Source organism: Rhizobacter sp. (genome assembly GCF_046595475.1).
Classification (GTDB): Bacteria; Pseudomonadota; Gammaproteobacteria; order Burkholderiales; family Burkholderiaceae_C; genus Rhizobacter.
The window spans coordinates 19,438-33,008 of record NZ_JBKJOQ010000018.1; the positions used below are offsets into that span (position 1 = coordinate 19,438).

General features: G+C 64.7%; 11 protein-coding genes. 9 read left to right on the forward strand and 2 right to left on the reverse strand.

The genetic code is table 11. The features are described 5' to 3' along the window. The first annotated feature begins 59 nt into the window (after positions 1 to 59). Positions 60 to 1,937, forward strand: a complete 1,878-nt coding sequence (locus tag AC30QB_RS03620) for a hypothetical protein (RefSeq protein ID WP_489544824.1) — start codon at positions 60 to 62, stop codon at positions 1,935 to 1,937. 92 nt (positions 1,938 to 2,029) lie between these two features. Here the strand turns inward: AC30QB_RS03620 and AC30QB_RS03625 are convergent, their stop codons facing one another. Then, positions 2,030 to 3,274, reverse strand: coding sequence for an acyl-CoA dehydrogenase family protein (locus tag AC30QB_RS03625; protein ID WP_489544825.1), 1,245 nt, complete (start codon positions 3,272 to 3,274; stop codon positions 2,030 to 2,032). A gap of 207 nt (positions 3,275 to 3,481) precedes the next feature. Between AC30QB_RS03625 and AC30QB_RS03630 the strand changes: the two genes are divergently transcribed. The 8 genes from AC30QB_RS03630 to AC30QB_RS03665 all read left to right on the forward strand — a co-directional run bounded on the left by AC30QB_RS03630 (position 3,482) and on the right by AC30QB_RS03665 (position 12,317). Next, a complete protein-coding gene (locus tag AC30QB_RS03630; protein WP_489544826.1) occupies positions 3,482 to 4,462 on the forward strand; it encodes an alpha/beta fold hydrolase in 981 nt (326 codons plus the stop codon). Positions 4,463 to 4,773: 311 nt separating this feature from the next. Then, the gene (locus AC30QB_RS03635) at positions 4,774 to 5,730 is read left to right on the forward strand and encodes an ABC transporter permease (protein ID WP_489544827.1); all 957 of its coding nucleotides are present in this window, start codon (positions 4,774 to 4,776) and stop codon (positions 5,728 to 5,730) included. Continuing rightward, positions 5,730 to 6,629 (forward strand): ABC transporter permease, encoded by a 900-nt coding sequence (locus tag AC30QB_RS03640; protein ID WP_489544828.1) that lies wholly within the window; start codon positions 5,730 to 5,732, stop codon positions 6,627 to 6,629. The genes AC30QB_RS03635 and AC30QB_RS03640 overlap by 1 nt, the downstream gene beginning before the upstream one ends. A gap of 50 nt (positions 6,630 to 6,679) precedes the next feature. Then, the gene (locus AC30QB_RS03645; RefSeq protein ID WP_489544829.1) at positions 6,680 to 8,377 is read left to right on the forward strand and encodes an ABC transporter substrate-binding protein; all 1,698 of its coding nucleotides are present in this window, start codon (positions 6,680 to 6,682) and stop codon (positions 8,375 to 8,377) included. 131 nt (positions 8,378 to 8,508) lie between these two features. After that, complete coding sequence (locus tag AC30QB_RS03650; RefSeq protein WP_489544830.1) at positions 8,509 to 9,486, forward strand: ABC transporter ATP-binding protein; 978 nt, start codon at positions 8,509 to 8,511, stop codon at positions 9,484 to 9,486. Next, positions 9,473 to 10,543, forward strand: coding sequence for an ABC transporter ATP-binding protein (locus AC30QB_RS03655; RefSeq protein ID WP_489544831.1), 1,071 nt, complete (start codon positions 9,473 to 9,475; stop codon positions 10,541 to 10,543). Before AC30QB_RS03650 ends, AC30QB_RS03655 begins: the two co-directional genes overlap by 14 nt. A gap of 95 nt (positions 10,544 to 10,638) precedes the next feature. Beyond that, positions 10,639 to 11,880 carry a TetR/AcrR family transcriptional regulator gene (locus AC30QB_RS03660; RefSeq protein WP_489544832.1) on the forward strand — a complete coding sequence of 414 codons (1,242 nt, stop codon included), beginning with the start codon at positions 10,639 to 10,641 and terminating at the stop codon, positions 11,878 to 11,880. A 29-nt stretch (positions 11,881 to 11,909) separates the two neighbouring features. After that, the gene (locus AC30QB_RS03665; RefSeq protein ID WP_489544833.1) at positions 11,910 to 12,317 is read left to right on the forward strand and encodes a hypothetical protein; all 408 of its coding nucleotides are present in this window, start codon (positions 11,910 to 11,912) and stop codon (positions 12,315 to 12,317) included. Here the strand turns inward: AC30QB_RS03665 and AC30QB_RS03670 are convergent. Then, positions 12,314 to 13,357: a pirin family protein gene (locus tag AC30QB_RS03670; RefSeq protein ID WP_489544834.1), complete on the reverse strand. Its 1,044-nt coding sequence runs from the start codon at positions 13,355 to 13,357 to the stop codon at positions 12,314 to 12,316. The two genes, AC30QB_RS03665 and AC30QB_RS03670, sit on opposite strands and share 4 nt — an antisense overlap. Between the last annotated feature and the right edge of the window lie 214 nt (positions 13,358 to 13,571).

A 13,571-nucleotide genomic window follows, 5' to 3' on the forward strand; every position in this document is an offset into this window, starting at 1 on the left:
CGGCAGGTGGCTGAGCAAACGTTGATTTGCCGGCCTATGAACAAAATCGGGAGGGAATCATGAATGAAGAGTCTTTGCGGCGCGCTGCGGTGCGCTCGTCCTGGATTGCCGTGGTGTTTCTGGTCGCGGCATGTGGTGGTGGTGGCGGAAGCAGCAACCCCTCACCAACCCCACCACCCCCACCGCCTCCACCGCCCGCTCCCGTCACCCTGTCGGGCATCGTGATCGGCGGCGCCGGTGCCATCGTCTGTGTCGATGCCAACGGGAACGGTGCCTGCGATGCTGGCGAGACCACCACAAGCGCCGACGCGCAAGGCGCCTTTACCCTCACCGGCCTCACCGCCACCCCAGCGGCGGGCATCGCCGTGACCGCATCCATTCCGGCGGGAGCCGGCGGTGCCACCTACACGCTGAAAGCACCAGCCAGCAAGGCCAGCGTCATCAGCCCGATCACAAGCCTCATTCAAGCCGGCGTGGCACAAGGCATGACTCTGGTCGAAGCGGAAGCAGTGGCGGCATTGCAGCTGCAAGTCAACGCAGCCAACCTGTACAGCAATTACGCGACAACCCCCTCTTCAGACAGCAGCGCATTGACGGTCATCGGCGCCGCCTCCGTCGTGAGCCTGCGCGATGGTGTGCCCCTGGTCCTGGGTGCGCTCACGACCCGCTCGCCCGACTACACCGTGCGCCGTTTCAATTACACCAACGCGCAAACCTTCGATGTGCGCCACTACTACTGGACCAACGTCCCGAATGTCAGCACCGGGCTGTACCCGTTCTACGTGGTGGCCGACGTCCTCTCGAACGGGTTGCCCCGTTCTGCTGTGCCAAGCACCTATGTCCCTCAGTGGGTCTCCACCGCTTCGGGCTGGGTGCCCTCGCTCAACGAGGCCAACGCCCATGCCAGCACCAACGGCAGCCCATCCATCGCCATCTGGGGCAACGGGTACCGGTATGTGAGCACACGCGAAGATGTGGACGTGAGTGGCCAGTCGATTGCCAGCGTCGCCACCCAGGCACAGAGCCTGGCCCTCAATACCGAGTCCACCTTGATCGGCGTGACGGCCAACCAACTCAACGGCACCATGCCAACCGGAGCCAAGGTTCGACGCATCCGGCACCTCACGGTGGAGGCCGCGCTCTCCTATCGCCCATCAGATGGCGCCGTTGGCAATGGCGCCACCACCGTGGCGGGCCTGCCGGCCGCATTCTCAATGCCTGCGACACCCACGCAGAGCAACACCCTCTCGCTGGGCAATACCCGTGCGCCGCTCGGTTGCGTGCCGGCAAGCGGCACGGTGTGTACCGGCGGTGCCCTTCGGGCTTCGTTCAGTGCCGGCAACGTCATCAACTACTACCTGTGTGACCTTGACACCGCCACACAGGCGTCGTCGAACTGCGTGGCTGCTGGCTCAGGAACGTACACCGTGGGCACAGCCCTGGACAACACCACACCCATGATGAGCTTCACCAACTTGCCCGCATCGAGCACGCAAACCGCATCGGCCCGCACGCTGATCCAACGAAACAACTCGATCTACGTGGGCACGCGGGGCTTGATTCCTGGACCCGTGGTGACGACCCGGCTCAACCGGGTTGCCTTCGAGACCCTGGCAACTGCTCTCGGCATCACCCCACCCACCCTTGGCGCTGCAATTTCGCCGCAACTTGGCTTGTGGAGCACCACCTACACCGGTACCACCTCCGGAACCTGCTCCCACTTGCTGGTCGATGCTTTCGGGGCGGTTAGCGGCACCTGCACCACCTCGACTGCAACCACCTTCTACCTGGGCGGCAATGTATCGAGCACCGGCACTGCCAACTTCAACTTCGCCAGCACGGCCTTCGCCGGGAGTTTCTTGGCCACCGCGGCTTCGGGCACATGGAACGAAACCGTGACCGGAGACAACGGCACTTGGGTTGCCACCAAGCAGTGAGCTGCATGCATCGTCATTGAGCGGAGCGCACGCTCAACAAAAAAGGCCGGGCAGTCGATTGACTGTCCGGCCTTCGTTTTGCTGGAAGCTGTTCAGGCCTTAGCAGGTGCGCGGTACTTGCCCATTTCCCAACGCGCAATCGCCCGGTTGTGCACCTCATCCGGCCCATCGGCCAACCGCATGGTGCGCATGCTGGCGTATTGCTTGGCCAGGCCAAAGTCTTCCGACACACCCCCCGCGCCGTGCGCCTGGATCGCGTCGTCGATGATCTTCAGCGCCATGCGCGGGGCCGCCACCTTGATCATTGCGATCTCAAGACGCGCGACCTTGTTGCCGGCCTTGTCCATCATGTCGGCCGCCTTCAGGCACATCAGGCGCGTCATCTCGATGTCGATGCGGGCAGTGGCAATGCGCTCTTCCCACAACGATTGGTCGATGATGCGTTTGCCGAAGGCCACGCGCGATTGCAGGCGCTTCATCATCTTTTCGAGCGCCACTTCGGCGCTGCCGATGGTGCGCATGCAGTGGTGAATGCGACCCGGGCCCAAGCGCCCTTGTGCAATCTCGAAGCCCCGGCCTTCGCCCAGCAGGAGATTTTCAGCCGGCACGCGCACGTCTTTGAACACCACTTCGGCGTGGCCGTGTGGCGCATCGTCGAAGCCGAACACCGGCAGCATGCGAATGACTTCAACGCCTGGGGTGTCCAACGGCACCAGCACTTGCGACTGCTGCGAGTGCGACGGTGCGTCGGGGTTGCTCTTGCCCATCACGATGGCGATCTTGCAGCGCGGGTCGCCCACACCCGACGACCACCACTTGCGGCCGTTGAGCACCAGGAAGTCACCATCGCGCTTGATCTCCATCGAGATGTTGGTCGCGTCTGACGAAGCCACGGCGGGCTCGGTCATCAAAAAGGCCGAGCGAATCTTGCCGTCGAGCAAGGGCTCCATCCACTGCTTCTTCTGCGCGTCATTGGCGTAGCGGGCCAGCACTTCCATGTTGCCGGTGTCTGGCGCCGAGCAGTTGAAGACCTCAGAGGCAAAACCCACCTTGCCCATCTCTTCTGCGCACACCGCGTATTCGAGGTTGGTGAGGCCGGCACCGCGGTAGGGGCTGTCTTCAGGCAGCGAATCTTTGGGCAGAAAGAGGTTCCACAGGCCTTCTTTCTTGGCGATGGCCTTCAGCTCTTCCACCACCGGCACCACCTGCCAGCGGTTGGTGCCGAAGCCCTTCATCTGCGCGTAATAGGTGGGCACGGCGGGGTACACGTGCTCGTTCATGAACGCGACCACACGCTCGCGCCAGTAGATTTGCCGCTCTGACATCGTGAAATTCATGCTCTTCTCCTTTAGTGAATCGACTGGCGCTTGCCCGGTGGCACAAGCCGCGAATCTCTGGCAGACTGAATTTTCTAAACAGAGACTTCTCATTACCACCAGGGCCGATGGGTTTTATAGCCTAACACTGGGGTGCTCTAAGTCTCGTGAGCGACAAAGTTTTTCACTGCATCGCATACCTGAGTTTCCATTCACCCAGATCAAGCCGTGACCGAACTGACCTCCAAAGACCTGAACATTCAGGCACCGCTGGCGGCCTTCAAAGGGGGCAAACCCGAAGCTCCTCGCTGGTTCGAAAAAGCCCTGCTGAGCACGCCCGAGCGCTCGTTCACGCCGGTAGAGGGCGCACAGATCGAGACCCTCACCTGGGGCGAGATCGGCAAGCCGGGCTTGCTGCTGCTGCACGGCAACCGTGCGCACGCCGATTGGTGGAGTTTCATCGCACCCTTCTTTGCAGATGACTTCCGTGTGGCCGCCATGTCTTGGTCAGGCATGGGTGGCTCCGACTGGCGCGAGAGCTATTCCATCGACCTGCTGTCTCAAGAGGTCGGCGCCGTCGCGGCGGCGGCCGGCCTGTTCGAGAGCACGGCCAAGCCCGTGGTGGTGGCGCACTCGTTCGGCGGCTTCCCTGCCCTGCGCTATGCGGCCCGCAGCGGCAACAAGCTCGGCGGCTTGATGATGGTCGACTCACCCATCATGTCGCCCGAGTTGCGCAAGAAGCGCCAGCGCCACGGCCCGAGCGGCCTGACCGACCCGCGCCCCAACCGTGTCTACGCCGACCTGTCTTCTGCGCTCGCGCGCTTTCGCTTTGCGCCGCCCCAGGTCTGCAAAAACCTCTACATCGCCGACCACATCGCGCGCGGCTCACTCAAGCCCGCACCCCTCGAAGACGGAGCAAGCGATGACGCCACGACAGGCTGGACGTGGCGCTTCGACCCCTACCAGTGGCGCGACATGCGCATGGAAAACCCGGTGCCCGACTTCTCTGCATTGCAATGCCCCGTGTCCATCATGTGGGGCAGCCAATCGCTGCTGTTCGACGCCGAGGTGCTGGCCTACATCGCAAGCTTGGCGCCACCGGGTTCGCCGCGAATTGAGATCCCTGCGGCGCGCCATCACCTGATGGTCGACCAGCCGCTGGCCTTCGTCACCGCGCTGCGAGGCCTGCTTTCGGCCTGGCCGCGCTGACCCGCACGGCACACCGGGGAAACACCCCTCCGGGTTGACCCTGGGCCGACCCTGCGCGGGCAGGCGAGTTCCTCACCTCAAACTCGTGTTTACCCCGATTTCGAATAATTGGTATGCCCGTGCTCAGCCCTCGTTCAGGCTCGGCTAAGTGTTTGCCCTGCGAGACTTTCTCCTTGGTTCGGTACATGATTCGCGCGTTTCTGCGGTCAATTCCGCAGGTCGCATCGAGGCGAGCAAATGCAAACTGAAATTTGTCAGGCCGAAGATTGGGTATGGTCGGCGCCAGCCCCCGCACCAGGGGTCGTGGGCTGATGCGCGGCTACATCATTCGGCGCGTGCTGTCGCTGCTGCCAACACTCTTCTTCGCGAGCCTCATCGTGTTCATCACGGTGCGGCTGATCCCCGGCGACATCATCGACATGATGCTCAGCCAGAACGACGTTTCGGCCGACAAGATGAGCCGCGACCAAGTCGTCGCCGCACTCGGCCTCGACAAGCCGATGTGGAAGCAGTACTTCATCTGGGTCTCCAACATCGTGCTGCACGGCGACCTCGGCAAGTCACTCTGGCAAGGCTCACCGGTCACCGAATTCTTGTTGGCGCGCATGCCCGTCACCTTCGAGCTGGGCCTGCTGGCGATGATCGTGGGCCTGGTCATCGCCATCCCCATCGGCGTGTACTCGGCAGTGCGGCAAGACACCGCAGGCGACTACTTCAGCCGCTCCTTTTCCATCTTGCTGCTGGCCGTGCCGAGCTTCTGGATCGGCACCATGGTGATGGTGTTTCCCTCAATCTGGTGGGGCTGGTCACCTGAGGTCGAGTTCGTGGGCTTCTTCGACAACCCATTGCAAAACCTCAAGCAGATGATCATTCCGGCGATCATCCTGGGCGCCGCGCTGTCGGCCATCACCATGCGGCTCACGCGCACCATGATGCTTGAGGTGCTGCGCCAAGACTACATCCGCACCGCGTGGGCCAAGGGCCTCTCGGAGCCGTTGGTGGTCGTGCGCCACGCGCTGCGCAATGCGCTGATCCCGGTGGTCACGCTGATCGGCCTGCAAGCGCCGCTCTTGATCGGCGGCGCCGTGATCATTGAGCAGATCTTCGTCATCCCGGGCATGGGCTTGCTGCTGCTCGATGCCGTGAACCAGCGCGACTACCCCATCATCACCGGCGTGTTCCTGGTGGTGGGCGTGGCCGTGATGGTGATCAACCTGATCGTCGACCTGAGCTACGGCTTGCTCGATCCCAAGGTGAGGGTTCGCTGATGGCTGCCGTGATAGACAACCTGGCCGTGGCAGTGACTGCCCCGCCGAGCGCACCTTCGCGAACCCTTTTCGCCCGATTGTTTCGCACCAAGCGCCTGGGCGCTGCCGGGGGCGTGGTGCTCTTGTTCATGCTGTTTTGCGGCATCTTCGCCAGCCTGATTGCGCCCTTCGGCTACAACGAGATCGACATGCTCTCGCGCCTGAAAGCGCCCTCGTGGGAGCACTGGTTCGGCACCGACAACCTCGGCCGCGACGTGCTCTCGCGCTGCCTCTACGGCGCACGCCTGTCGGTGATCATCGGCTGCTCGGCCGCACTTTTGTCGACCGTCATCTCGATCATCATCGGTGTCACCAGCGGCTACTGGGGCGGTCGCTTCGACATGGTGATGCAGCGCTTCGTCGACGCCTGGATGAGCTTCCCCGGGCTCATCATCCTGATCGTCGTGGTGTCGGTGTTCGGCCCCGGCATGACGCAGACCATCATCACGCTGGGTGTGCTGTTGGGCATCGACGGCTCGCGCATCGTGCGCAGCGCGGTGGTGGCGGTGCGCGAAAACATGTACGTGCACGCGGCGCAATCGCTGGGTGCCTCGTCGCTGCGCATCTTGTGGAAGCACATTCTGCCCAACGTGATGCCGGTGGTGATCGTGATCTTCACCACCCGCGTGGGCACCGTCATCCTGGCCGAGTCTGGCCTGGCCTTCCTGGGCCTGGGTGTGCCGCCGCCTGCGCCCACCTGGGGCGGCATGCTCTCGGGCAGCGGGCGCACCTACATGTTCCAGGGCCCGTGGCTGGCGCTCGCGCCCGGCCTGTGCCTGACCGTCATGGTCTACGCGACCAATGTTTTCGGCGACGCCCTTCGCGATCTGCTCGACCCCCGCATGCGCGGCTCACGTTGATCCACACCCCATCACGCAACACCCATCACGCAACCCCAAGGAGACAGCCCATGAAGAATCTGAGCATCCGTTTGCGCGCCTGCGCCGTGGCCTGCGCCCTTGTCGCAGTGCCCGCCTTGGTCGCCGCTCAGGCCGGCAAGCCGCAGTACGGCGGCGAGCTGAGACTGGGCACGGTGTACGTGGGCATCTCGGCCTTGTCGTGGGACCCCGGCGACTACAACTGGAAAATCAACCACGACGCTGGCGGCCAGTACGAGCAGCTGTGGGCGGCCGACCTGAGCAAGTCGGTCAAGAACGGCGGCAAGTACAGGTTTGTGGCCGATGCCTGGTTGCCCACCGACGCCATCCGCGGCGAGCTGGCTCAAACCTGGGCCTGGAAAGACCCGCTCACACTGGAAGTCAAGCTGCGCAAGGGCATGATGTACCCAGACAAGCCGGGCGTCATGAAGTCGCGCGAGTTCGTGGCCAGCGACGTGGTCTACGACGTCGAGCGCCAGCAGAAGAGCCCGAAGAAGGTGCCGCACTACCTTGACCACATCGGCAGCGTCGAGGCCACCGACCCGCACACCGTTGTCTTCCACTTCAAGGAATACAACGCCGAGTGGGACTACCGCTTCGGCTGGGGCTATTACTCGGCCATCGTGCCGAAAGAAGTGGTCGACGCCGGCGCCAACAACTGGAAGAACGTCAACGGTACCGGCCCTTACCTGCTGACCGACTTCCAGGCGGGCAACTCCAACACCTACACCAAAAACCCCAACTACTGGGACAAGGAAAAGCTCGGCGGCGTGGAATACAAGCTGCCCTTCGTCGAGAAGGTCACCTACCGCACCATCAAGGACGAAGCCACGCGCTATTCGCTGCTGCGCAGCGGCAAGCTCGACATTCTCGAAGTCATCCGCGCGAGCGAAGTGGCCGACCTGAAGAAGCAGGCGCCCGAACTCAAGTGGTCGCGCACGCTGGCCATGGCCGGCACCTACATGGCGATGCGGGTCGACACCAAGCCATTTGACGATGTGCGCGTGCGCCGCGCCATGAACATGGCGATCGACCGCCAGGCCATCATCCAGTCGATCTACAGCGGCCACGCCGAGGTGTTTGGCTTCCCGATGCACCCTGACTACGTGGGCTACTTCGAGCCGCTCACGGCCATGCCGCAGGCGGTGCAAGAGCTCTACACCTACAACCCTGCCAAGGCCAAGCAACTGCTGGCCGAGGCCGGCTACCCCAATGGCTTCAGCTTCAAGGTGCAATACGTGGCGGTCAACGGCACGCACGGCGACCTGGTCCAGATGCTCGCGGCCTACTACGACAAGATCGGCGTGAAGCTCGAAATCCAGCCCATGGAGTACCCGGCCTTCCTGTCGGCCATGACCACGCGCACCAACGCGCCGGGCTACCTGATGGACAACGGCCACACCAACCCGACCACCTCCATTCGCAAGAACTTCGTCAAGGGCCAGGTCTGGAACCCGTCGCAGTGGGACGACCCTGCCTACGAGAAGCGCATGGCCGATGTGCTGGCAGAACGCGACGAAGGCAAGCGCCAGATCATGATCAAGGTGCTCACGCGCGAGATCCTGGAGAAAGCGCCTTACGTGTGGCTGCCCACGCCCTACAACCACGTGGCATGGTGGCCGTGGGTCAAGAACTACGACGGCGAGCTGCGCGCCGGGGCCGTGCGGCCGTGGCCCATCTACGCGCGCATCTGGATCGATCAAGAGATGAAGAAAAAGATGGGCAAATAGGGATGTCTGCCCCTAGGCCGGTGAGTACACCGGCCGATCCCCCCAGGGGATGCGGGCCGGCTTGGGAGCGGCCCGGCGCTCGACCCGCCCTCTCCGTTCAACGCTACACAACAGACCGAAGGTAATTCACCTTGCGCGAACCCCTGCTTCAAGTACGCGGACTCACCACGCGCTTTCGCACTGAGCGCGGCGAAGTCACGGCGGTCGACAACGTGTCGTTCGACGTGGCGCCCGGCGAGACACTGGCCATCGTGGGCGAGTCGGGTTCGGGCAAGAGCGTCACCGCGCTGTCGATCCTGCGACTCATTCCCAACCCGCCGGGCCGCATCGAGAGCGGTGAAATCTTGTTCGAGGGCAAAGACCTCGTGAAGATCAGCGATGAAGAGATCCGCGCGGTGCGCGGTGACCGCATCGCGATGATCTTTCAGGAGCCCATGACCTCGCTCAACCCGACCATCACGGTGGGCAAGCAGATCGCCGAGCCGATGAACCTGCACCGCAAGACGCCCTGGGGCGAGGCGCTCGAAGCCGCGCGCGGCCTGCTCGGCAAGGTGCGCATTCCAGACGCAGCTGCACGAGCTGGCGCCTACCCGCACCAGTACTCCGGCGGCCAGCGCCAGCGCGCCATGATCGCCATGGCCCTGGCCTGCAAGCCCAAGCTCATCATTGCCGACGAGCCCACCACCGCACTCGACGTGACGGTGCAGGCGCAGATCCTCGACCTGCTGAAAGAGCTGACGCGCGAGACACAGGCCGCACTCATCCTGATCACTCACGATCTGGGTGTGGTGGCACGCTACGCCGACCGCGTGGCGGTGATGTACGGCGGGCGCATCGTCGAGCAGGCCGCAGCGCGCGACCTGTACGCGCGCCCGAGCCACCCCTACACACGCGGCCTGCTGGCCTCGGTGCCGCGGCTCGATGGCGACGCAACGCAGCGCCTGGTGCCCATCGAAGGCTCGCCACCCGATCTGGCACGCCTGCCCCCCGGCTGTGCGTTTGCACCGCGCTGCCGCCACGCGATCGCGTCGTGCACCGAACAACGACCGGTGCTGCGCCTGGTCGGCACCAACCACTACATGGCTTGCCTGCGCGATGACATTGCATAACCCCACCCCTGCGCAAACCTCGTCACCCGCCTTGGGCGAAACCCTGCTCCGCGTCGACGACCTGAAGGTTCACTTCCCCGTTTTCTCGGGCGCGATCATGCGCAAGCAGGTGGGCGCCGTGAAAGCGGTCGACGGCATCTCGTTCGCCCTCAGGCGCGGCGAAACGCTGGGCCTGGTAGGAGAGTCGGGCTGCGGCAAGTCGACCACCGGCCTGGCCATCCTGCGCATGCTCGACATCACGCAGGGCCGCATTCACTTCGAAGGCAGCGAGATCACGGCGCAAGACAAACGCACCGGCAAGTTCCGCCGCCGCATGCAGATGGTCTACCAAGACCCGTACGGCTCGCTCAACCCGCGAATGACAGTGCGCGACATCGTCGGCGAGCCGCTCGACGTTTACAAGGTGGCCACCAACGCCGCCGACCGCGCCGATCGCATCGCCGGACTGCTCAAGACCGTGGGCCTGCTGCCCGACATGGCCGACCGCTACCCGCACGAGTTTTCGGGCGGGCAACGCCAGCGCATCGCCATCGCGCGGGCGCTCGCGCTGGAGCCCAGCCTCATCATCTGCGACGAACCGGTGTCGGCGCTCGACGTGTCCATCCAGGCGCAGGTGGTCAACGTGTTGGTCGAGTTGCAGCAGCGCCTGGGTCTTTCATACCTCTTCATCGCGCACGACCTGGCAGTGGTGCGCCACATCAGCCACCGCATCGCGGTGATGTACCTCGGCCGCATCGTCGAGATCGCTTCGCGCGACGACCTCTACCAGCGCCCGCTGCACCCCTACACGCAGGCACTGATGTCGGCGGTGCCGGTGGCCGACCCCGAGATCGAGGCGAGCCGCCCGCGCGTGGTCGTCACGGGCGAGGTGCCCAGCGCGCTGCGCCCGCCCTCAGGTTGCCGCTTCCACCCGCGCTGCCCGGCCGCGATGGACATCTGCAAGACGCAAGACCCGGTGCTTACCGACATGGGGACCGACCGCGCAGTGGCTTGCCACCTGCACACGCAGGCCCAGCCGATGAGCATGCCGGTGTCCACGCGGGCCGCCATTGCGTAGCCGGTGTAGCGCGTGCACAGGGCGGCAAGGCGGCTCGGCGGCATAATCCAGCGCCTTCTCACATGGCCTCCCGCAATCCCGCCGCTCCGTCTTCCATGTCCGCGACACTCCCCGCTCAGACCCAGCGCTTCCAGGAGAAGCGCGAAGCCATCTTGAGCGCCGCCGCAAAGCTGTTCAACCAGCACGGCGTGAAGGGTGCGACCCTGGCCGACATCGCCGCCAGCGTGGGGCTGGTCACCAACAGCGTCACCTACTATTACCGCAAGAAAGAAGACCTGGCGAGCGCCTGCTTCCTGCGCGCCATCGAAGTTTTTCGCGGCCTCATCGAAAGCGCCTCGCAAAAAACCGGCGTCGAGGCGCGCGTCAACGAATTCTTCCGCTTGCATTCGGTCTTGCTGGCCGACACCGCCCGCGGCACGCGCGCGCCGCTGATGCAGTTCAACGACATGCGCGCCCTGCCCAGCCCGCATTTCGAGGTCGTGTCCGACGCCTACAACGAGATGTTTCGTCGCCTGCGCGAGTTGCTGCGCACGCCCGAGACCGCGCAGCTCGGCCGCGCCGATGTGGCCGCACGCACCTACACCGTGCTGTCGGTCGCGCACTTGATACGCGGCTGGATCGACCGCTACGAGATCGACGAATACGTGCACATTGGCGAGCGCGTGAGCGACATCGTGCTACGCGGCACCGCCGCACCCGGGTCGCAATGGTCGGCACCATCGCAAGCCGAGCTGGGCTGGCGGCTCTTAGGCGATGACGACGCCACCTCCGAAGCTTTTCTGCGTGCGGCCTCGATGCTCGTCAACGAGCAGGGCTACCGCGGGGCCTCGGTCGACATGATCTCGGCCCAGCTCAACGTGACCAAGGGCTCGTTTTATCACCACAACGACAACAAAGAAGACCTGATCGAAGCCTGCTTCGAGCGCACCTTCGCCGTGATCCGCCGCGTGCTCAGCCTGGCCGATGGCATCGAGGGCACAGGCCTGGACCGAGTTTGCGCCATCTCGCGCTCGCTGGCACGCTTTCAGTTGTCGCCCGAAGGCCCGCTGCTGCGCCTGGGCGCCACCAGTGCACTGTCAGACGCCAACCGCCGCGCCGAGGTGCGCCGCAGCATGAGCCGACTCACCGAACGCCTGGGCGGCATGGTGGTCGACGGCATGATGGACGGCTCGATCCGCCCGTTGCACCCGGTGATCGCCGCGCAAGTGGCGAGCGGCCTGGTCAACTCGGCCGTCAGCCTGGGCCACTGGGTGCCGGGTGCCACGCCCGACAACGTGGCCGAAATCTACGTGCGACCGATCTTTCTCGGCATCCTCTGCCCGCCGAGCGAAGCCTGACGGGGCCGCGCTTGGCGTCCTCCCGTCGATTGGCTCCTCCCCCGCGCACGGTGGCGCTGGAGTCACTGGCCGACCTGCAAACTTTTCGCCGCGGCATCGCCGAGCGCCACAGCCTGCCCCGCATCCGCATTGCCATGCGCATGCCCGACCAGCCCGAAGCCGAGCAGCGCGAGCACGAGCGGCAGATCAACCGCCTGTTGAGCGCCCAAGGCTGGACCGAAGCCGCCGTGGGTGCCTGCGTGCTGCTCGGCCTGACGCTGATCGTGCCGCTGAGCCCTGCAGGCCGCGAGTCGGCTACCGCCCTCAGCGCCTGGGCCGCCCAAGGCCTGCTGAGCGTGCTGGTGGGCGCCAGGGTGGGCAAACTTGCCGGTCAATGGGCCGTCTTGCCAAGGCTGCGCCGCCTGTGTGCGCGCATCGAAGGGCAGATCAAGCCTTAGGGCGGCCCGGCCGTGTGCCGCAAATCTCGGTGGCCATCGGCATGCTGCGCAAAGCGCTCGGGCTCGCGCCCGTGCACAGGTGCGTTGTCGGGCCAGGGCCAGCCGCCGAACTGGGTGCGCTGGTAATCGGCAAAGGCCTGCTGAATCTCGGCACGCGTGTTCATCACGAAGGGGCCGTACTGTGCCACCGGCTCGCCTAGCGGGCGGCCCTGCAGCATCAGGAACTCGGCAGTCTCTTCGCCGTTGACGATCTCCACCGCTTGCCCGGCCTGCAGCTCGATGGCGCAGGCCACGTCAACATGCTGGCCCGCCAGGCGCACGCTCGCACCTTTGAAGAAATAGAGCTTGCGGCGCGTGCCCGTGCCGCTGGCCGCCGGCAGCACCCAGCGCGCGCCGGGCGACATCTTGATTGTCCAGATGGCCAGGTCGGCCTCTTCGCGTGAGGCCCAGGAATCGGGCGGTGGGGCCAGCGCGTCACTCGAGCCCAAGCGCCCGGCAATGCTGACGACCTCGATGTGCCCTTCGCCCCCTTCGCCGCTTTCTGCCACCAGATGCGGAATGTCTTCCGACCAGAACATGGTGAAGTGCGGTGCCGCCATCTTGTTGGCCGCCGGCAGGTTGAGCCAGATCTGGAACAGCTCCAGCGGGTTGGGTTGGGCCAGGTCAAGCAGCGGGAACATCTCGGCGTGCACGATGCCGCGGCCGGCGGTGAGCCACTGCACGTCACCACCGCCGAAGCGGGCCGTGGCGCCCAACGAGTCGGAGTGGTCGATCAGCCCCTTGCGAACGATGGTCACCGTCTCGAAGCCGCGGTGCGGGTGCGCCGGGAAGCCGGGCACGGTGAGCCCGTGGTACATGCGCCAGCCATCGATGCCAGCAAAGTCTTGCCCCAGATCGCGCCCGGCCAGCGAAGCCGCCGGGCCGAACTGAGCGTTGGCCTTTGGATACGCGTCGTCGTGGTAGACGCAGAACAGAAACGGGTCGATGGTGTCCCAGGGGAACCCGAGCGGGTTGATGGAGATGATGGGGCTGGGCGACATGGGCGGCTCCTGGCAAGGAGGCGAAAGTCTAGAGTGCCATCGCCGTCATTCCAGTGAAAAGCGGGGAATCATGCCGCTTGTGCGCCTGCGCTTGGGAATGAAACCAAGGGTTATCGCCAACTCTGGCTCCCCACACAGGGCCAGCGGGTGCGTGCATACCGTGCAACCAGCTTGGTCAATGCACTCTTTGCAAGACTTAAAGCCCGCTTCGTGT

Bases quoted from the DNA above. Each gene is read 5' to 3' on its own strand.
- AC30QB_RS03660 (WP_489544832.1), top strand. From the start codon at position 10,639: ATGTCCGCGACACTCCCCGCTCAGACCCAGCGCTTCCAGGAGAAGCGC.
- AC30QB_RS03625 (WP_489544825.1), bottom strand. From the start codon at position 3,274: ATGAATTTCACGATGTCAGAGCGGCAAATCTACTGGCGCGAGCGTGTG.
- AC30QB_RS03655 (WP_489544831.1), top strand. From the start codon at position 9,473: ATGACATTGCATAACCCCACCCCTGCGCAAACCTCGTCACCCGCCTTG.
- AC30QB_RS03640 (WP_489544828.1), top strand. From the start codon at position 5,730: ATGGCTGCCGTGATAGACAACCTGGCCGTGGCAGTGACTGCCCCGCCG.
- AC30QB_RS03645 (WP_489544829.1), top strand. From the start codon at position 6,680: ATGAAGAATCTGAGCATCCGTTTGCGCGCCTGCGCCGTGGCCTGCGCC.
- AC30QB_RS03620 (WP_489544824.1), top strand. From the start codon at position 60: ATGAATGAAGAGTCTTTGCGGCGCGCTGCGGTGCGCTCGTCCTGGATT.
- AC30QB_RS03635 (WP_489544827.1), top strand. From the start codon at position 4,774: ATGCGCGGCTACATCATTCGGCGCGTGCTGTCGCTGCTGCCAACACTC.
- AC30QB_RS03670 (WP_489544834.1), bottom strand. From the start codon at position 13,357: ATGTCGCCCAGCCCCATCATCTCCATCAACCCGCTCGGGTTCCCCTGG.